Raw genomic sequence first — 18,702 nt, 5'->3', positions numbered from 1 at the left:
GATAAGTGAGAGATGGCGTTAGAATAGCGAGTTTTCAATCCCAACAAAGCAAAAATTAATGATGACTCTTAACAAAAAACAAATTCAACACCTGAAAGGGCTCGCTCATCACCTTAATCCAGTCGTTATGATTGGTAACAACGGGTTGACTGAAGGCGTTCTTGCAGAAATTGAAGTCGCTCTGGCACACCATGAGCTTATCAAAGTCAAAATCGCAGGCGAAGATCGAGATGTTAAAAACTTGATCGTGGCAGCGATTGTACGCGAAAGCGGTGCACAGAATGTACAAGTTATCGGAAAAATTCTTGTTCTTTATCGTCCTTCAGAAGCACGTAAGATTATTTTACCGAAATAAAACTTGTATCTTTATATAAAAATGCCATAACTAACTCTATGGCAAAAAAGGCCTTTTAAGGCCTTTTTCATATTACCACAGGATAGCAGTCTAGTTTTCTATAGAAACGTAAAATTACAAATTAAATATATTCTACGTTTAAAACTTCATACTCGACTTGTCCACCCGGTGTAGTGATAACAACGACATCATCTAACTCTTTACCAATCAACCCACGCGCAATCGGTGAGTTAACAGAAATTAAGTTTTCTTTAATGTTCGCTTCATCATCACCCACAATGCGGTAAGTTTGCTCTTCTTCAGTTTCAACATTTAACAGTGTCACTGTTGAACCAAAAATAATACGACCATTGTTATTCATCTTTGTAATATCAATGACTTGAGCATTTGATAATTTTGCTTCAATTTCTTGTATGCGACCTTCACAGAAACCTTGTTGCTCTCTTGCAGCATGATATTCCGCGTTTTCTTTTAAGTCTCCATGTTCACGAGCTTCAGCGATAGCAGCAATAATCTCGGGACGACGAGTACCTTTTAAATATTCCAGCTCTTCGCGTAATTTTTCTGCACCTAGAACTGTCATAGGGATCTGATTCATGTGTTAATACCTCAATACTATTCCTAATAAAAAATAGGTATCATCCTGATTTTTTATACTAACAACACAGAGAAAAGGATCTATTTACTCTTCTCAAGACAAAAAAAGACACAGGCAACCTTAAATTGGGCCTGTCTCTACATATATTCGGTAAATAAGGGGATGCTATTATTCCCAACTCATGCTATTGGGATATAAACTAAACCTCCCATACTTAAAACTAAATCTAACACAACAGACGCATTGCTTCACGCCTTATCTCTCTTTATAAAGAGATAAACAGACTTTTTCTGATAATGAGCGAATCCTGCTTGTTACCGTTTACTTTTGCCCTCATTGCCCTTTAGTATTAGCCTCTGGCAATCAATACTGTAACGTTACACGCTATAGTCACAGATAGAGAAATTATGCGCTTACTATCAACATTTCGACGGATACTTTACACATTAAGTATTATTAGCTTTTCAACCCAAGCAATACCTGTTGAAAACTACACATCCCTTCTTCCTGAAGGAACACAAGTAGGTTTAATAACTCAACCCGTTGGCGCGGCTTCTCCTAATCTTAACTATCATGCCGAGCAATTAGCACTTCCAGCAAGTACTCAGAAAGTAGTGACTGCACTTGCAGCATTACTTCAATTAGGTGGAAATTATCAATTCACCACAACAATGGAAACCGAAGGTAAGATAAAAGACAATCAGCTTAATGGTGATTTAATCTTTCGTTTTACAGGCGATCCTACATTAACTCGCCAGCAGTTAAGAGCAATGGTTGCCATATTAAAGCAAGCTGGTGTTACAAAAGTGCATGGTGATTTGCTTATTGATACTTCTGCTTTTTCAAGTCATGACAAAGCCCCGGGTTGGGTTTGGAATGATATGACCCAATGCTTTAGCGCACCACCAAGTGCTGCGATTGTTGATAAGAACTGTTTTTCTGTCTTGCTGCAAAGTGGCAAAAACGAAGGTGATATTGCCACAATACGTAAAGCTTCTTTCTATCCTGTAACTGTTTTAAGTGAAGTTGAAACTTATGAGAAAGGATCAACTCGCACCCGTTTTTGTGAATTAGATGTCACTGTGCGTGACTTAAATACCTATGTAATCACAGGTTGTATTCCTAAACGTGACGATGCAGTACCTTTAATGTTTTCTATTCAAGACGGCGCGCATTGGACCGGTACAATTTTAAAAGAAGAGTTACAACGCGCTAATATTGAACTTGATGGATATATCAAGCGTCGCTCTCAACTAAAAGCACCCGTTACTGTACTGGCACAAACACAATCAAAACCGTTACATAGCTTACTTACAACTATGCTAAAAGAGTCTGACAATATGATTGCAGACACCGTATTTAGAACTATTGGTCGTGAGTATTATGGCGTTGCAGGTACTTGGCGCTCTGGTGCAGAAGCAACCCGCGCTATTTTAAAACAAAAAGCCGGAATCGATTTAGGAAATACCGTTATGGTTGATGGCTCTGGTCTTTCTCGCCATAATCTCATTTCGCCTGCAACCATGATGCAAGTCCTTCAATATATTGGACAACATGAAAGTGAATTAAACTTTATCACTATGCTTCCCCTTGCAGGGCATGACGGTACATTGCAATATCGAGGCGGTTTTCATGAAGCGGGTGTTGATGGCAAAGTGTCTGCCAAAACAGGTTCATTAAAAGGGGTTTACAATCTTGCGGGCTTTATGACCACGGCAAATGGACAGAAAGTTGCGTTTGTACAATACGTTTCAGCGTATTCACCGCCGACACAGAATCGTAATGCAGGACGCGCTTATTTAGTGCGTTTTGAAACTAATCTGTATAAAGATATGTACAATAACCGCTAGATTTACACGAGATAAGTATAAGCAATTGATATGAAAAACGCCTGATTAATCAGGCGTTTTTTATTTTAATCACAATCAGAATGATGATTAACGTTGGTAGATAAATTCAATACCATCATCGTCTTCTTCATCCCAATCATCGTCATCATCTTCTTCGAAATCAGGGTTTTCAAGCTGTTCTTTGTGGTAATCATCCCACATAAAGTCAACTTTTCCTGGTTCTACTTTTGTTGCAACAATGTCTTGCTCACGCGGAGTAACATTCAGGAATTCCATGATATTCCAGCAAAGTTTTTTCACACCTTCTTGGTTGATTGCCGCTATCATGTAATAGTTTTCATCCCAACCCAGCGCTTCAACAATTGCTTTTGCCTTCTCTTTTGCTTCTTCAGCATCAAGAAGATCAACTTTATTGAACACTAACCAACGTGGTTTTTGTGCTAATTTTTCGCTGTATTTCTCTAATTCAGAGATAATAATTTTTGCATTTTCCACAGGATCCGATCCATCAATAGGATCAATGTCGATCAAGTGTAGTAATACACGACAGCGTTCTAAATGTTTTAAAAATTGGATCCCAAGACCTGCACCATCAGCAGCGCCTTCGATTAATCCGGGAATATCTGCAACCACAAAGCTTTGGTGATTATCCATACGCACCACACCTAAGCTTGGTACTAATGTTGTAAATGGATAATCAGCAACTTTAGGTTTTGCTGCTGATACTGCACGAATAAATGTAGATTTACCCGCATTTGGCATACCAAGCATACCCACATCAGCTAATAACATTAGCTCTAATAGGACTTCACGAGATTCACCCGGTGTTCCCATTGTACGTTGACGTGGAGCACGGTTAACCGACGATTTAAAGCGAGTATTACCTAAACCATGGAAGCCGCCTTTAGCAACCATTTGCTTTTGACCGTGAGCAGTCAAGTCAGCAATAACTTCATTTGTTGCTAAATCACGGACACGCGTTCCGACAGGAACACTGATAGTAATATCTTGACCACGCTTACCAGTACAATCACGACTGTGGCCATTTTCACCACGTTCTGCACGATAAGATTTTGTAAAACGGTAATCGATTAAGGTGTTAAGGTTTTCGTCTGCAATCATGTAGACATCACCACCATCACCACCATCACCACCGTCTGGTCCCCCGTTAGGGATATATTTTTCGCGACGAAAGCTTACACAGCCGTTACCACCATCGCCCGCGACGATTAGGATCTTGGCCTCATCAACAAATTTCATGATTTTACTCCGTATAGTAGCCATTAACGTGCTGGATGGCCGAAATTACCCAGAGATGGCCTTTTTTAAATATAAAAAGCCCCGCAACAGATTTGCAGGGCTTTTGACTCGGTGCTTAAAGGACCAGTAATTATTCAGCTTCGATGCTGATAAATTTACGGTTGTTTGGACCTTTAACTTCGAACTTAATTTTTCCGTCAGCTAATGCAAACAGGGTGTGGTCACGACCACAACCAACGTTAGTACCTGCATGGAACTTAGTACCACGTTGACGAACGATGATGCTACCTGCTAATACAGCTTCACCACCGAAACGTTTAACACCCAGACGTTTTGCTTCGGAATCACGACCGTTACGAGTCGAGCCGCCAGCCTTTTTATGTGCCATTGAACTACTCTCCTAAACCTTAAGCGATACCAGTGATTTTAACATCAGTAAACCACTGACGGTGGCCCTGTTGTTTACGGCTGTGTTTACGACGACGGAACTTAACAATCTTAACTTTATCGCCGCGACCGTGAGCAACCACTTCCGCTTTAACTTTAACGCCCGCAAGGATTGGAGCGCCAATTTGAATGTCATCGCCATTAGCGACCATCATTACAGTATCAAACTCGATTGTTTCGCCAGTAGCTACTTCCAGCTTCTCTAAACGAATAGTTTGACCTTCGCTGACTCGGTGTTGTTTACCACCACTTTGGAAAACCGCGTACATATAAACTCCGCTTTCCGCACACTCCCAATATGTATAATTTGAGTGCACAATTAAAATATTCACATAGGGCGCGAATTCTACGCAAATTTAGTGCCGATGACAAGTACAGATCGCAAACTAGCGTTAAAAAAAAGAGTTTTTTACACGATATTTATTTCAGCCATTTTTAAAGTACAATCTAAATTATAAGAGAGTAAAATCTATGGCATGATCATTTTTTATTAATAATAACGCGCTCATTGGCGAGCCAAAGTCGAAAAAACATGAATTTAGAATCTATTATAAAACTAACATCCGCTGATATGGCTGCGGTAAATGAGGCAATCCTTTACCAGCTTAATTCAGATGTTTCTTTGATAAACCAACTTGGTTACTACATCATTAGTGGTGGTGGTAAAAGGATCCGACCAATGATCGCAGTGCTCACCGGACGAGCATTGGACTATCAAGGTGACAAACATATCTCGGTCGCAGCGCTTATCGAATTTATTCATACTGCAACGTTGTTACATGATGATGTTGTTGATGAATCTGATATGCGTAGAGGAAAACAAACGGCAAATGCCGTCTTTGGAAATGCAGCAAGTGTGCTTGTTGGCGACTTTATTTATACACGATCCTTTCAGATGATGACGGATCTTGATTCGATGCGTGTATTAAAATTAATGTCTAACGCCACCAATGTGATCGCTGAAGGTGAGGTTTTACAGTTAATGAATTGTAATGATCCTGACATTTCTGAAGATGACTATATGCAAGTTATCTATAGCAAAACAGCTCGTCTCTTTGAAGCGGCTTCTCATGCATCAGCGATCCTTTCAGGTGCGACGCCTGAGCAAGAAAAAGCATTCCAAGATTATGGTCGTTATCTTGGGACTGCTTTCCAGCTCATTGACGATTTGCTTGATTATGATGCAGACAACAACCAGTTGGGTAAAAACACGGGTGATGATCTCGATGAAGGTAAACCAACGTTGCCATTACTTCATGCTATGCATAACGGCAATGAAGAAGAATCCCAATTAATTCGCCAAGCCATTGAACAAGGTAATGGTCGCCATTTATTGGATACTGTTTTAACTACGATGAAACAGTGTGGTTCTTTGGAATATACCCGTCAAAAAGCAGAAGAAGAAGCAGACAAAGCGATTGAGGCTTTATCAATTATACCTGACTCACCGTATAAAGATGCGCTTATTGGGCTTGCTCACGTCGCTGTACAACGTCAATCATAACCTTTATGTTAAGACATTAGTTATGTAAAGAAGCCCGCCAGAGCGACTATGTCGATTCTGGTGGGCTTTTCAACTTATTAAGTACTTCTTCGTTTTCTCGCTCAATCGCGTCCTGATTATCAGCATCAATATAACTAATAAGCTTTGCTAACCCTTCACGGAGCACAAATTTCACAATTTTCTCTCGTTCTGACTTGGTTAATTGATAATAAGCTTCAACCCAAATCAAAAAAGCATCCTGACGCTTTGATAAATACTCAGCCGGAGGCTCATGTGCAGCTAGCACGCCAATCACCTCATCAGGAAGGCTTTTCACTGAATACTCGACAGCTTTCCCCTGAACACCTCGTTTACGGCGATTTTCCCATCCTTCACGACGCGCCATCAAGTTAACTCCCTGCGGTGAGTTAGGTAACCCCGCAAGCCCCACTAATTCTTTCGCTGTATACCATTCTTTTTTCATGATCTCATCTCACATTCAACTAAGAGGTTAGTCAGATATCTGTTGCGGATAACGCAATAATAAATTCTTTAAAATCGCTTAATAATTGACGATTTTTTCTAAAAAACTTCTAATACCATCCCGCAATATCAGCTCTGTTAATGTTTTTTGTTCACCATCATTTAGTTGTTGGAATGCTTTCACCCAGATAACGAGTGGCTCCTCTTTTTTATTTAGTTTGTAATGTGCTAATGGTTCATAAAGTTCCAGAGCAATTAAAGTTTCTTCTGGCAAACAAGAATAATGATATTCAACACCATTACCTTGTTTATTCTTTATCTTTTGTTTTTGCCAAAATTCTCGTTTAGCTTTCGCATTTACACCTTGTGGTGATTTAGGTAATCCACCTATACCCGTCAATTCCTTTGCCGTATACCACTCTTTTTTCATTATGTTTCTCTAAAATTGTTATCAACTTCAAAAAAGAAATTATTAAGAAAAAAATCAGAAATCTTTTTAGAAAAATAATGTTATTTTATTTTCTAAATAATCAGTTTAAATGCTTTAGGACATTTCTAATAAACTGTTATTTATACCACTAACACAGCAATCAATTTTATAGAAAAAGGATTAAAAATGATTTCAAGGAAATCTGATTGGCATCCTGCCGATATTATTGCCGCACTTAGAAAACGAGGAACAACACTTGCTGCCATCTCTCGCCAAGCAGGGTTAAGCTCTTCAACACTCGCTAATGCGCTGTCACGCCCTTGGCCTAAAGGAGAAAAAATCATTGCTGATTATCTTGGTGTCTTCCCTTCTGAAATTTGGCCTAGCCGTTATTTTCATCCTGAAACAGGAGAATTACTTGAGCGAAAGATTCGTGACAAAACTAATAATTAACTAATAATTACATACATTATAATTAATAAAAAAAACCGCTGATACTATATCAGCGGTTTTTATTTAATTTTGCATTATTTTTATAGCAAAAAAAGTATTTCTTTATTTATTAATAAATTCTTCACCAAGAATTATATCTTTTTTCAATACATCTAACATGCCATTAAGAGATTGTTTTTCGAAATCACTTAATTTACCAATAGATAAATATTCCTCTACACCATTTTTACCTAAACGAATAGGTTGTGCAAAGAAACGGGCATATTCTCCGTCGCCTTCGGTATAGGTACATTCAATAACATCTTTTTCGCCATTTAAAGCACGAATTAATGAAAGACCAAAACGAGCTGCCGCTTGACCCATTGATAATGTAGCTGATCCGCCACCGGCTTTTGCTTCTACTACCTCAGTACCTGCATTTTGAATGCGTTTAGTCAGCGCGGCAACTTCATCATCTGTAAATGAAACACCATCAACTTGGGATAATAGAGGAAGAATAGTCACACCAGAGTGTCCACCAATCACAGGAACATTGGTTTTTTGTGGATCTTTACCTTTTAGTTCAGCGACAAAGGTATTGGCGCGAATAATATCGAGAGTGGTAATTCCGAAGAGACGTTTTTTATCGTAAACGCCTGCTTTTTTGAGTACTTCAGCGGCAATAGCAACCGTTGTATTCACTGGATTAGTAATGATACCGATAAGTGCTTTAGGGCAGTTTTGTGCAACCTTTTCAATTAAGTTACGCACAATACCTGCGTTAACATTGAAAAGATCTGAACGATCCATGCCTGGCTTACGAGCTACACCCGCAGAAATCAGAACAACATCAGCGCCTTTTAGTGCAGGAGAAGGATCTTCACCCGCAAAACCTTTTACAGTAACTTGAGTCGGGATATGGCTTAAGTCAGCTGCGACACCCGGCGTGACGGGAGCGATATCATATAAAGAGAGTTCACTACCAGCAGGAAGCTGGTTTTTAAGAAGAAGTGCCAGTGCCTGACCAATACCACCTGCTGCACCGAGAACTGCTACTTTCATTCTGATACTCCTTAGTTTACAAGATAGTGGAACGCCTTAAAGATATTCACTATTACGCAATTCACCTTGTAAAAAACAATTATTTAACAGCAATATTGCATAATAAGGCATTTACAGTGAAAAATAATACTCTGGTTATTCTAAACAAATTGCTTATCTGTTAATGAGATAGTGGACACTCTTTTGATAAATAATTTCAATAAATATGGCAAAGTGTTAAGTACACCATTATCCTTGTGATAACCATTTAAGCTTATCATTTAGTTAACAAATATTTTACTTTCTTTAAATTATCACATTCACATGCTGTAAATGAAATTTTTTTGCAGTACATTCTACTTTACAATTTTGAAGAGGCTATCATTCGTCTTTCTTCGTCTTATGTTGCATAAAAATTCACTTCTCTGCATAATACACAGGTTATTGATAACTCACTAAAGGTGAACTATGCGCGTTCCTTCTAAGCAAGAAGACTTGGTTAAAGCGTTTAAAGCCCTGCTGAAAGAAGAAAAATTCAGTTCACAAGGCGAGATTGTGACTGCATTACAAGAGGCTGGATTTGATAATATTAATCAGTCCAAAATCTCTCGTATGCTAACAAAATTTGGTGCAGTAAGAACCCGTAACGCCAAAATGGAAATGGTGTATTGTCTTCCTACTGAGCTTGGCGTACCAACAGCCAGCAGCCCATTAAAAAATCTGGTACTTGATATCGATCATAACCATTCTGTTGTGGTGATAAGAACAAGTCCGGGTGCGGCACAACTTATTGCACGTTTATTAGATTCATTAGGCAAAGCAGAAGGGATCCTTGGCAGTATTGCAGGTGATGACACCATTTTTTCAACACCCGCACCAGGATTTTCCACAGAAGAATTACGAGACGCTATTCTGAATCTTTTTGATCAAGAATTATAATTAGCCTTTCTACAGCTTCAAAAAATAAGCCACTGAATGTTCAGTGGCTTATTTATTTTTAATACTGGCTATCAGGAGCTTTAGGTTGTGCTAATTTTGCGAGCAGTTTTTCGTGAATACCACCAAAACCGCCATTACTCATAATCAAAATATGATCGCCCGCTTGAGCTTCTTTCGCAATCATATCAACAAGTGTATCCAGATCTGTACTCCAGCGAGCCGGTTGTACACAATGTTCTGCAATATCACTCACTAACCATTGAATATTAGGTGGCTGGAATAAGAAGACTTCATCAGCACGACCTAATGCAGGCGCGATATCATCCTTACTAATTCCCATTTTCATGGTATTTGAACGAGGCTCTAACACCGCAATAATACGTGCAGTTCCACCGACTTTACTGCGTAACGCTTCAAGCGTTGCCAAAATCGCTGTGGGATGATGCGCAAAGTCATCATAAACACTTATTTGGTTAACCTCACCACGTAGCTCTAAACGACGACGCGCATTAATAAACTTATCTAATGCCTCACAAGCATCAGCAGGTAAAACGCCAACGTGGTGCGCTGCAACAATCGCCATTAAGCCATTTTGCATGTTGTGTTCACCAGAAAGTCCCCAACACACCTCTGCGACTCGCTCACCTTTGTGGAATACCTCAAAATGACTACTGTCATTACTGAGTTTTTTGGCTTGCCAATCTCCTGTTTCACCCGTGAATTCTTGTTCACTCCAACATCCCATGCCAATGGTCTGTTTTAAATTCATATCGTTATCAGGCATGATGATTTTCCCTGTGCCTGGAACAATACGAACTAAATGATGGAATTGTTTTTGAATCGCCGCTAAATCATCAAAAATATCAGCGTGATCGAATTCAAGATTATTTAAAATCAGTGTACGTGGCGAATAATGAACAAACTTAGAGCGCTTATCAAAGAAAGCACTATCATATTCATCCGCTTCAATCACAAAGAAAGGGCTTTCGCCTAACTGTGCAGATACTTGGAAATTACCCGGAACACCACCAATTAAAAAACCGGGTTTATAACCACAGTCTTCTAAAACCCAAGCCAGCATACCTGCTGTTGTGGTTTTACCATGAGTTCCAGCAACGGCTAATACCCAACGTTCAGGTAAAATATAATCGTGTAACCACTGAGGACCTGAGGTATAAGGTAAACCTTTTTCAAGTACCGCTTCAACACAAGGATTTCCTCGTGTCATCGCATTACCAATAATCACCATGTCAGGGGCAGGTTCTAATTGTTTTGGGTCATATCCCTCAATCAGTTCGATTCCCTGATTTTCTAATAAAGTACTCATGGGTGGATAGACATTAGCGTCTGAGCCTGTGACTTTATGTCCCTTTGCTCTAGCTAAAATCGCAAGGCTTCCCATAAAGGTGCCACAAATACCAAGAATATGAATGTGCATGAATTTCTGTCCAATAGCATGAAGTTGGTCACTATTCTAACGATCAAAAAGCAGATAAGGAACGGATTAACCTTTGAATCATCCGATTCTTTGGCTAAACTTGCCACCACCAAGGAGATTTTCCTCCTTTTTTACTTTACCCACTCACATTCAGGACCTGCGTCATGAAAACATTAGGCGAATTTATCGTCGAGAAACAACAAGATTTTCCCCATGCAACTGGTGAACTTACTGCATTACTTTCAGCAATTAAGCTTGGGGCTAAAATTATCCACCGTGATATTAACAAAGCAGGGTTAGTCGATATTCTTGGTACTAACGGTGTTTCTAATGTTCAAGGTGAAGCCCAGATGAAACTGGATCTTTACGCGAATGAGAAACTAAAAGCTGCATTAAAAGCACGTGGTGAAGTTGCGGGTATCGGATCAGAAGAAGAAGATGATATTGTTATCTTTGAAGGTGATCGTGCTGAAAATGCTAAGTATGTTGTACTAATGGACCCTTTAGATGGTTCGTCGAATATTGATGTAAACGTTTCCGTCGGCACAATTTTCTCTATTTACCACCGTATTACGCCTATTGGTCAATCTGTTACTTTAGATGACTTCTTACAACCAGGTCATCGTCAAGTCGCAGCAGGCTATGTCGTTTATGGCTCCTCAACCATGTTAGTTTATACAACAGGTTGTGGTGTTCATGCCTTTACTTACGATCCATCTTTAGGTGTATTCTGTTTATCTCATGAAAGCGTACATTTCCCACCAACAGGAAATATGTACTCAATCAACGAAGGTAACTACATCAAATTCCCATTAGGCGTAAAAAAATACATTAAGTATTGCCAAGAACAAGACGCGGCAACAAATCGTCCTTATACCACACGTTATATTGGTTCTTTAGTTGCTGATTTTCACCGCAACTTACTGAAGGGCGGTATTTATATTTACCCAAGTACTGCAAGCCACCCTACTGGTAAATTACGTTTACTCTATGAATGCAATCCAATGGCGTTCTTAGCCGAACAAGCTGGCGGTAAAGCAAGTAACGGTAAAGAGCGTATTCTTGATATCGAACCAAAAGAACTTCACCAACGTATGCCTTTCTTTGTAGGGACTAAATCGATGGTTGAACAAGCTGAAAGCTTTATGGCGCAATATCCAGACGAAGAATAATCCATTCGTTTAGCACGAACATAGATAAACCGGGCTTCTTATTCGTCCGGTTTTTTCATCTTTGAAAATAGCGCTTTCTTTTATTTGCTGCTTATTTTTGCGTCAGAACGCAACATGTTCGGCAAAAAACGGGTATTGTTAAAAACTTTTCGCTATACTAGAGGCCACGTAAAATTAATTTTTTTATAGGAAATTTTTTATGAGCCTGAATCATGTTCCTGCTGGTAAAGAACTACCAGAAGATATCTATGTTGTTATTGAAATCCCAGCAAACGCGGATCCCATCAAATACGAAGTTGATAAAGAAAGTGGCGCACTGTTCGTTGACCGTTTTATGTCAACTGCAATGTTCTACCCATGCAACTACGGTTACATCAACAACACGTTATCTTTAGATGGTGACCCAGTAGACGTTCTGGTTCCAACTCCATATCCATTACAACCAGGTTCAGTTATTCGCTGCCGTCCTGTTGGCGTACTGAAAATGACTGACGAATCAGGTGAAGATGCGAAACTGGTTGCAGTTCCACACACTAAACTGAGCAAAGAATACGATCACATTAAAGATGTGACTGATCTGCCTGAACTGCTAAAAGCACAGATCAAACATTTCTTTGAACACTACAAAGATTTAGAAGCGGGCAAATGGGTTAAAGTTGACGGTTGGGAAGGCGTAGAAGCAGCTAAAGCTGAAATTCTGTCTTCTTTCGAGCGCGCTAAAAAATAATTCTGACATCATCAGAATGACTGATTAACTTATGATCCAATAGGTTAATCAATAAAAACGGCTCGATAGTGATATCGAGCCGTTTTCAGACATCTTTCAGTAAAAGGTAGATCTGACCAATTACTCTTCTTCGTGACGTTTTAGCCAGTCACCGCTTTTTATTTCACGTAAACCATCAACAGGCTTTTGATAAAGGTAGATCCAAGCGCTGCCATAAGGCGTTGAAATCAGTTGTCGCTTGTAATCTTGATCGTTCTTTTTCAATTCATCAAGCTCTGTCAAAATAGAGGGCGTTATCCGATAAACTTCGCACTCTATTTCGCCATCACCTTCAACCACAGCAGGATAAAACCCTAAATCATAAAGTTTATATCCCACTAATTTATGCTCGCCTAATAGCTGCGCATAGGTCATCCAGTGATGATTACCTTGGTTTTGTCGTAAACTACCATAAACAATAATTCGCATATAATTTAAAACTCAAATTGATAAAGCAGATCTATTGCCTGATTCATACCAGACACTGCCTGTAAATACAACCTGGGCATCAAGCGATAACGTAAAGTTAACGTCGCTAGCGAATCAAATATACCCACTCCATATTTTACTTGTAGATCATTGGTTATCTTGCCACTGACCACAACTTGTGAGCTATCACCCACACCTTGCGTATCCAATGCTAAATCTGAAACACCAAAGGTTTCACCAATGCGTCCTACAAGCTGACCACTTTGACCAACACCTAAGCCTATCAGCATTGCCGTCATTTGTGATGAGTCTGCATCACCACTTTTATCTAACCCTTCACCTCTTAGCAAGTAAGATAACGCTTCTTGCTGGGTAAACGCAGGTTCAGAGAAAATTTCAACTTTAGGTTTATCTGCAAGCCCTGTCACCCTGACACCAGCAATCACATTATTTGCTGTGTTTTCAGGATTACGAATCGCTTCAATATTTAAGTAAGGTTGATCAACTGGCCCTGAGAACAAGATTTGTCCCTTACGCACTTGTAAGTCTTGCCCATAAGCTTTGAATGCGCCTTTTGGAATATCTATTTGGCCATTTAAACCTAGCCCTTGTTTATTTTGATTGACTTTAAGCGCCCCCGTCAATCTAGCTTTAAGCCCAAATGCGTCCAGTGTCACATCATCGCCAATATTAATCGCTAAATTGCTCTGAATTGGAATGGATGTCTCTTTTGGTGCAATAGGTTGCAAGTTTTTATCTAGCATCACTTCATCAGAAGACGCTGATACCGCAGATTCTGGTAAATCTTGCACCACAATGCGCGCCCAAGGTATATCAATGCGACCGTCTAATTTCAGTAAATGGGGGCTTGCCTCAAACACTAAATCAGGGTTGACATCAATACGAACCATCGGAGGTAATGCAACACGTAACTTATTACCATTTGCTGCCACAACAGCGCGCCATTCCTCTAATTTACGCCAATCTGCATTACCCGTAAGATTTAAATAACCTTCTGGTGTTTCGATTCTGCCACTTAAATCAGAGGTTGCACCATTAAAGCTAATATCAACATTTCCTTTGGTGATATCAAATGGGATCCAATGCCCAACCACTTTTAATTGATTAATACCGAATTGACCAAATAACAGCGGTGATTGCGCATTTCCTCCTAAACGTAATTGAGCGCCCACGCTTCCTTGAGCTATTTCACCTTTCCCTAAGAACGGTTTGATTAAATCTAATGTCAGATTATCAATATCAACCGTACCAGACAGTTGGCGTTTTTTCTCAAGATCAGCAACATTCACATTACCTTTAAAATCACCATTACCCGCAATACTAATCAACCATTGCAATGTGGCTTTGCCATTATTTACACCAGCATTTAAAGTAATTGCATCAAAATCAATCGGTAAAACAGTACCATCAATATTCTGTTTTACACCAACACCTTGCCCTTTCAGGTTTACAGACGCTTTCGGTAATCCGCCTTTTGAATTCCAAGTTGCTGTCGCATCGCCAGTAAATACGCCTCGAACAGAAGTCTCTGCTGGTAGGAAAGGTTTGATCATAGCGAGATCAAAACGTGTCAATGTAATTGCGGCAGATCCGCTTTCACCCACTGTTATCGCTTTAGGAACACAAACTTGTGCATTTGGGTTTACCCAACAATGAGAACCAATGGTGACTTCTTGCTTTTCTGCCAACAAATTTAACGCCATGGCTTTATTTAAACGCCATTCACCCACAGGAGTATCAAATGCCGTATTATTTAGCGTTCCTTTCCATTGCTGTTTTTCTTTATCGAATGAACCCGCTAATGTCAGTCCGCCAGAAACAGGCTCTCCATCCATTTTTAGCGTCAGTTTATGCTGTTTTTCTGTACCAGCAGCATCCAGCGTTAAATTGCGAATAACTAAATCGGCTTGTTTTAACTGGCGAGCAGTAATTGCTAGCTTGCCGCCAATCTCTTTGTCTGATTGAACATCACCTTTAATTGTGATGGATTCAATACTGACTTGATCTTGCCATTTAATACCATGAGCATTGATATCAGCAATAATCTTAGGTGTATTAATATCACCACGAATATTAACCTTACCTTTAATGACTCCAGCCAATCCAGGCACTAAACCATTTAATCCTGGCGCATTAATATTGGCATCTAATGCCCATTTATCACCTAAATGCCCTTCAATATCGAGGTTATTCTTACCAAGAATAAGTTTTAACTGAGGGATATTCCATTGGCCAGAATCATTACCGTAAGCATTACCTCTCGCTTTGATAAGATTATTTTTGATATTGCCATCTAAGGTGATTTCAGGAACACGTAATTGCCAACTTCCGCCATATAAACTGCCCGTTGTGGCAATGCGCCCATCTAATTTAGCGGGCATATCCGGATATTGTTTAACGGTATTAATACCTGAAATGGTTAATAACGCATTCCAGCTAATTGCCTTACTCCAATCAGCAACACCAGTAATATCCGCATGACCTTGCAAAGCGGCTAAACGTAAACGTGTCAGCTCTATTTTCTCTTCATTCCCTTTCGCATCTAGCATTAATTTAGCTGGCGGGATCTCCTGACCTTCAATATCGGAGCGTAATGAGAGATCATAGTTGTCTGTCTGACCATTTAAACGCAGCCGAGTATCATTGAGTTGATACTGTACATCGCCCGTTAATGGCCAACGAACTTTCTGACTTTCAAGTGTCAATTTTAATGGAAGATGTGGTTTTGCCAGTTCCGCTTGAGCGTCTAAAGTTGCGGTAACCGTTCCTGTTAAAGAGAGTGCTAATTTAAGCTCTTCGAGTAATGCGCCTTGTAAAGAAAGCGTCGCTTTTTGATCTTTAAAATCTTCAAGCCCTGCCACATCACGAATAGTCGCATTCACATTTAAATTAACAGGCCACTGCTTATCTAGGGTAATTCCCCCATTTAAACTAATCTCACCTTCTGGTGCATCAACATTTAATTTAGTGAGATTAACCTGTTTACCTTGCGTATTGGCTTCAAAAGATAATTGGTTAATCGTAACCGGTGTATCCCCTGTTATTTGTAACTGCTTACCTTCAATACCTTCAACATTTACATCAACAGGAATAATAATTTCGGGTAAATCAGCTAACAGAGGTTTAGCAAAAATCGCTTTAATTGTCTCAGCTAAAGCCTGTTCTTTTTCTTCTTGAGTTGTTGGCTCAGTTTGAGTTTTTGCCGTGACAACTTCGTTTACATCTTGTGCAACCGCTTCAACACTGCCTTCTTCTGGTGTTTTCGGTAATGCCACCAGCAAATCATTAATAAGTGTTGGATTTAATGTAACTTGACGACCTTCCCACTGTGCGCCTGTTTTAAATTCACCAAGCGAGATTGCCATATCGTCAATCTTCACATGTGTATTTTCTAATGAGAGTGAATTTAAATAGATAGGTAATGGTGCATTAAGCTCTGTTAAAGGCTCTGATGAAGGTGTTTCTTCAGAAGGGGGAAAAGCACTAGTATCAACATTAACAACAACATCTCGTGTGCCTAATGTATCGACACAAACTTGTTTATCAGTCAGGCACGCTAGACGTAATCCTAATGATAACTCTCCCACATTCACGTCAACACCGGGCATTTGATATTCAACACCCGTTAAACGTAGATCTTTCCAGCCTCCGTTAACCTCTTTAATGGCTAAACCGGGAACCCAACGCGCTGCGCTGTTAATAGCAAAATGTAAACCAGATTGTGTTCCTAAAACCCAAGCTACAGCACCAAATGTAAGCAAAATAATGATAAGGAGTATTAGCGCAATCCATTTCAACCACTTTTTTATCATAACTCTGCTCCTAACCCGATATAAAACTGGAGTCTACGCTTATCAACGTCGCTCACAGGTAATGCTAAATCAAATTTAATGGGGCCTACTGGTGATGCCCAACGAACACCCGCACCCGCACCTGTTTTAAAATCACTACGAGTAAAATCATTAACGGCTTCACCGCTATCAATAAAGACGGCACTCCACCAGTTCCCGGTCACGTTATATTGGTATTCTGCTGAGCCAACTAACATTCTTGAGGCACCCGTTAAGTTACCTTTACTATCTTCAGGTGAAATACTTTGATATTTAAAGCCACGAACGCTTCTATCACCACCCGCAAAGAAACGAAGTTCAGGTGGCACTTGCCCAAAAGCATTGGTTTCAATCCAACCAAAATTGCCTCTTACCACAAAACGATGCCCATCCCAAGGCGTACGTATCCACACTTGTTGAGCATTGAAAGCTAAAAACTCAACATCAGAACCCCAAATTTTATTTGAGTAATTTAAAGAGTAACGTTGGCTATCTCCCCAATAAGGCATCATGCCACCGCGTTGACGTACTCGACTCGCATTAACCCCTGGATATAACAGCATAGTGGTATAAGTGTCTTGCCCTTGAGTAAAGTGGCTGAGGCTCCAGCGGGTATTTATGCTATATTGCCAACCTGTAGACATATCCCAATTTCGAGAAAGGTTCAGCGTTGTCGTATCAGAACGCGTGTCATTATAGTCTGTTCTCTTAAAACCACCGTCTATCGCATAATATTGCTCTAATGGATTAATTTTTAATGGAATTTTGTATTTCGCACCAATAGATTGTTCAGGTTGAGAAATACTAAGATCTGACGTCAGGCTATGACCACGAGAATTCATCCAAGGTTTATTCCACTGCATATTCAACCTAGGCCCTACATCAGTTGCATAACCTCCCCCTAATTCAACGTAGTTACGAGAGCGAGGAGTGACAACCGCATCCATAGGGAGCAAGTAAGAATGCTCACTGCGTGCTTTTGCGATATCAGGCGTCACAAGTGCTGAGTTAAACCAACCTGTTGCCGCTAAGCGTCGATTAAATTCTGCCAGATCTTCTGAGGAGTAATATTGCCCTTCTTTAAAAGGAACAATATTTTGTAGATAGTCTTCACGGATTTGAGAACCGCTATAATTCACCTTACCAAAGCGGTAACGCTCGCCGCTATTAAAGACGAAATCCCAATAAGAGGCGTGATTATCTAAAGAAACACCGAGCTGGCTTTTTTCCATTTCAGCATCGAAGTAGCCACGGCGAACAGCAAGCCCCGTTAGCGAACCTTTGAGCTTTTCATAATCACCATGGTTTAACACGCTATCAAGTGGCGGCGTATTCTCTTTAATGACCTTAGCATATTGGCTATCTGTTTTAGCACCGCCTTCGAGAACCACATCGACTCCTTTTAATAAAATCGGAATACCTGGTTCAACTTTTGCTGTTAATACCGAACGTGCTGGCGGTGTATTTTCTTGATAAGAGAATGTCACAGTAGGCTGATAATAGCCTAATGGGCGAAGTCCTTCTTGAATTGCCTTTTCAACACGCGCACGAAAACGCCCGTCAGGTGCAACTTCTTCTGTTGTAATGTTTGATAGCTGGACTCGCGCATTTTTTTCGAGCTGCCCTTCTAAACCTTCTACTTTTAAACGCAAATTTGCCCCATAGGCAACGGGTGCGATAAAAGACAGACAGAGAACGTAGATAACGGAGTATCTCGGCACGTTTTCT

18 protein-coding genes are annotated in these 18,702 nt (G+C 40.0%); 7 read left to right on the top strand and 11 right to left on the bottom strand.

What is annotated here, in order from left to right; translation table 11 throughout:
• Positions 1 to 61 precede the first annotated feature (61 nt).
• Positions 62 to 355 (top strand): ribosome assembly RNA-binding protein YhbY, encoded by a 294-nt coding sequence (gene yhbY, locus QQS39_RS01640; RefSeq protein ID WP_151436703.1) that lies wholly within the window; start codon positions 62 to 64, stop codon positions 353 to 355.
• 121 nt (positions 356 to 476) lie between these two features.
• Here yhbY and greA read toward each other — a convergent pair whose 3' ends face one another.
• Entirely contained in the window at positions 477 to 953 is a 477-nt protein-coding gene (gene greA / locus QQS39_RS01635; RefSeq protein ID WP_151434021.1) for a transcription elongation factor GreA, read from the bottom strand.
• A gap of 407 nt (positions 954 to 1,360) precedes the next feature.
• Here greA and dacB point away from each other — a divergent pair, with 407 nt between their 5' ends.
• The gene (dacB, locus tag QQS39_RS01630; RefSeq protein ID WP_285805265.1) at positions 1,361 to 2,803 is read left to right on the top strand and encodes a serine-type D-Ala-D-Ala carboxypeptidase; all 1,443 of its coding nucleotides are present in this window, start codon (positions 1,361 to 1,363) and stop codon (positions 2,801 to 2,803) included.
• Between the two features lie 87 nt (positions 2,804 to 2,890).
• On the opposite strand, the gene cgtA is transcribed toward dacB, so the two are convergent.
• The 3 genes from cgtA to rplU form a co-directional block, all read right to left on the bottom strand.
• Positions 2,891 to 4,063: an Obg family GTPase CgtA gene (gene cgtA, locus QQS39_RS01625; protein WP_196571105.1), complete on the bottom strand. Its 1,173-nt coding sequence runs from the start codon at positions 4,061 to 4,063 to the stop codon at positions 2,891 to 2,893.
• A gap of 130 nt (positions 4,064 to 4,193) precedes the next feature.
• Positions 4,194 to 4,451, bottom strand: a complete 258-nt coding sequence (gene rpmA, locus QQS39_RS01620) for a 50S ribosomal protein L27 (RefSeq protein ID WP_006535706.1) — start codon at positions 4,449 to 4,451, stop codon at positions 4,194 to 4,196.
• Between the two features lie 19 nt (positions 4,452 to 4,470).
• A complete protein-coding gene (gene rplU / locus QQS39_RS01615) occupies positions 4,471 to 4,779 on the bottom strand; it encodes a 50S ribosomal protein L21 (RefSeq protein ID WP_006535707.1) in 309 nt (102 codons plus the stop codon).
• 263 nt (positions 4,780 to 5,042) lie between these two features.
• On the opposite strand from rplU, the gene ispB reads away from it, so the two are divergent.
• The gene (gene ispB, locus QQS39_RS01610; RefSeq protein WP_151434018.1) at positions 5,043 to 6,014 is read left to right on the top strand and encodes an octaprenyl diphosphate synthase; all 972 of its coding nucleotides are present in this window, start codon (positions 5,043 to 5,045) and stop codon (positions 6,012 to 6,014) included.
• 46 nt (positions 6,015 to 6,060) lie between these two features.
• Here ispB and QQS39_RS01605 read toward each other — a convergent pair whose 3' ends face one another.
• Positions 6,061 to 6,477 (bottom strand): DNA-binding protein, encoded by a 417-nt coding sequence (locus tag QQS39_RS01605; protein WP_151434017.1) that lies wholly within the window; start codon positions 6,475 to 6,477, stop codon positions 6,061 to 6,063.
• A gap of 78 nt (positions 6,478 to 6,555) precedes the next feature.
• A complete protein-coding gene (locus QQS39_RS01600) occupies positions 6,556 to 6,906 on the bottom strand; it encodes a DNA-binding protein (protein WP_151434016.1) in 351 nt (116 codons plus the stop codon).
• 186 nt (positions 6,907 to 7,092) lie between these two features.
• Here QQS39_RS01600 and QQS39_RS01595 point away from each other — a divergent pair, with 186 nt between their 5' ends.
• The gene (locus tag QQS39_RS01595) at positions 7,093 to 7,359 is read left to right on the top strand and encodes a helix-turn-helix domain-containing protein (protein WP_151434015.1); all 267 of its coding nucleotides are present in this window, start codon (positions 7,093 to 7,095) and stop codon (positions 7,357 to 7,359) included.
• Between the two features lie 102 nt (positions 7,360 to 7,461).
• Here QQS39_RS01595 and mdh read toward each other — a convergent pair whose 3' ends face one another.
• The gene (gene mdh / locus QQS39_RS01590; protein WP_151434014.1) at positions 7,462 to 8,400 is read right to left on the bottom strand and encodes a malate dehydrogenase; all 939 of its coding nucleotides are present in this window, start codon (positions 8,398 to 8,400) and stop codon (positions 7,462 to 7,464) included.
• A gap of 447 nt (positions 8,401 to 8,847) precedes the next feature.
• Here mdh and argR point away from each other — a divergent pair, with 447 nt between their 5' ends.
• Positions 8,848 to 9,318 (top strand): transcriptional regulator ArgR, encoded by a 471-nt coding sequence (gene argR / locus QQS39_RS01585; protein WP_006535714.1) that lies wholly within the window; start codon positions 8,848 to 8,850, stop codon positions 9,316 to 9,318.
• A 58-nt stretch (positions 9,319 to 9,376) separates the two neighbouring features.
• Here the strand turns inward: argR and mpl are convergent, their stop codons facing one another.
• Entirely contained in the window at positions 9,377 to 10,756 is a 1,380-nt protein-coding gene (gene mpl, locus QQS39_RS01580) for a UDP-N-acetylmuramate:L-alanyl-gamma-D-glutamyl-meso-diaminopimelate ligase (RefSeq protein WP_151434013.1), read from the bottom strand.
• Positions 10,757 to 10,920: 164 nt separating this feature from the next.
• On the opposite strand from mpl, the gene fbp reads away from it, so the two are divergent.
• Both fbp and ppa read left to right on the top strand, forming a co-directional pair.
• Positions 10,921 to 11,928, top strand: a complete 1,008-nt coding sequence (gene fbp, locus QQS39_RS01575; protein ID WP_023583589.1) for a class 1 fructose-bisphosphatase — start codon at positions 10,921 to 10,923, stop codon at positions 11,926 to 11,928.
• 199 nt (positions 11,929 to 12,127) lie between these two features.
• Positions 12,128 to 12,655 carry an inorganic diphosphatase gene (gene ppa, locus QQS39_RS01570; RefSeq protein ID WP_072069581.1) on the top strand — a complete coding sequence of 176 codons (528 nt, stop codon included), beginning with the start codon at positions 12,128 to 12,130 and terminating at the stop codon, positions 12,653 to 12,655.
• A gap of 120 nt (positions 12,656 to 12,775) precedes the next feature.
• Here the strand turns inward: ppa and QQS39_RS01565 are convergent, their stop codons facing one another.
• The 3 genes from QQS39_RS01565 to tamA are packed head-to-tail and all read right to left on the bottom strand — an operon-like array spanning position 12,776 to position 18,695.
• Positions 12,776 to 13,123, bottom strand: a complete 348-nt coding sequence (locus tag QQS39_RS01565) for a gamma-glutamylcyclotransferase family protein (RefSeq protein WP_109372692.1) — start codon at positions 13,121 to 13,123, stop codon at positions 12,776 to 12,778.
• A gap of 5 nt (positions 13,124 to 13,128) precedes the next feature.
• A complete protein-coding gene (gene tamB, locus QQS39_RS01560) occupies positions 13,129 to 16,956 on the bottom strand; it encodes an autotransporter assembly complex protein TamB (RefSeq protein WP_432711548.1) in 3,828 nt (1,275 codons plus the stop codon).
• Positions 16,953 to 18,695: an autotransporter assembly complex protein TamA gene (gene tamA / locus QQS39_RS01555; RefSeq protein WP_196735819.1), complete on the bottom strand. Its 1,743-nt coding sequence runs from the start codon at positions 18,693 to 18,695 to the stop codon at positions 16,953 to 16,955. The genes tamB and tamA overlap by 4 nt, the downstream gene beginning before the upstream one ends.
• Positions 18,696 to 18,702: the final 7 nt, after the last annotated feature.

Origin of the sequence: Proteus appendicitidis, assembly GCF_030271835.1 — a bacterium.
GTDB lineage: Bacteria > Pseudomonadota > Gammaproteobacteria > Enterobacterales > Enterobacteriaceae > Proteus > Proteus appendicitidis.
Note: the sequence above shows the minus strand (reverse complement) of the source record. Positions and strands in the feature narration are given on the sequence as shown.

What these genes read in the sequence shown, in the direction of transcription:
- yhbY (WP_151436703.1), top strand. Translation starts at nt 62, where the DNA reads ATGACTCTTAACAAAAAACAAATTCAACACCTGAAAGGGCTCGCTCAT.
- greA (WP_151434021.1), bottom strand. Translation starts at nt 953, where the DNA reads ATGAATCAGATCCCTATGACAGTTCTAGGTGCAGAAAAATTACGCGAA.
- dacB (WP_285805265.1), top strand. Translation starts at nt 1,361, where the DNA reads ATGCGCTTACTATCAACATTTCGACGGATACTTTACACATTAAGTATT.
- cgtA (WP_196571105.1), bottom strand. Translation starts at nt 4,063, where the DNA reads ATGAAATTTGTTGATGAGGCCAAGATCCTAATCGTCGCGGGCGATGGT.
- rpmA (WP_006535706.1), bottom strand. Translation starts at nt 4,451, where the DNA reads ATGGCACATAAAAAGGCTGGCGGCTCGACTCGTAACGGTCGTGATTCC.
- rplU (WP_006535707.1), bottom strand. Translation starts at nt 4,779, where the DNA reads ATGTACGCGGTTTTCCAAAGTGGTGGTAAACAACACCGAGTCAGCGAA.
- ispB (WP_151434018.1), top strand. Translation starts at nt 5,043, where the DNA reads ATGAATTTAGAATCTATTATAAAACTAACATCCGCTGATATGGCTGCG.
- QQS39_RS01605 (WP_151434017.1), bottom strand. Translation starts at nt 6,477, where the DNA reads ATGAAAAAAGAATGGTATACAGCGAAAGAATTAGTGGGGCTTGCGGGG.
- QQS39_RS01600 (WP_151434016.1), bottom strand. Translation starts at nt 6,906, where the DNA reads ATGAAAAAAGAGTGGTATACGGCAAAGGAATTGACGGGTATAGGTGGA.
- QQS39_RS01595 (WP_151434015.1), top strand. Translation starts at nt 7,093, where the DNA reads ATGATTTCAAGGAAATCTGATTGGCATCCTGCCGATATTATTGCCGCA.
- mdh (WP_151434014.1), bottom strand. Translation starts at nt 8,400, where the DNA reads ATGAAAGTAGCAGTTCTCGGTGCAGCAGGTGGTATTGGTCAGGCACTG.
- argR (WP_006535714.1), top strand. Translation starts at nt 8,848, where the DNA reads ATGCGCGTTCCTTCTAAGCAAGAAGACTTGGTTAAAGCGTTTAAAGCC.
- mpl (WP_151434013.1), bottom strand. Translation starts at nt 10,756, where the DNA reads ATGCACATTCATATTCTTGGTATTTGTGGCACCTTTATGGGAAGCCTT.
- fbp (WP_023583589.1), top strand. Translation starts at nt 10,921, where the DNA reads ATGAAAACATTAGGCGAATTTATCGTCGAGAAACAACAAGATTTTCCC.
- ppa (WP_072069581.1), top strand. Translation starts at nt 12,128, where the DNA reads ATGAGCCTGAATCATGTTCCTGCTGGTAAAGAACTACCAGAAGATATC.
- QQS39_RS01565 (WP_109372692.1), bottom strand. Translation starts at nt 13,123, where the DNA reads ATGCGAATTATTGTTTATGGTAGTTTACGACAAAACCAAGGTAATCAT.
- tamB (WP_432711548.1), bottom strand. Translation starts at nt 16,956, where the DNA reads ATGATAAAAAAGTGGTTGAAATGGATTGCGCTAATACTCCTTATCATT.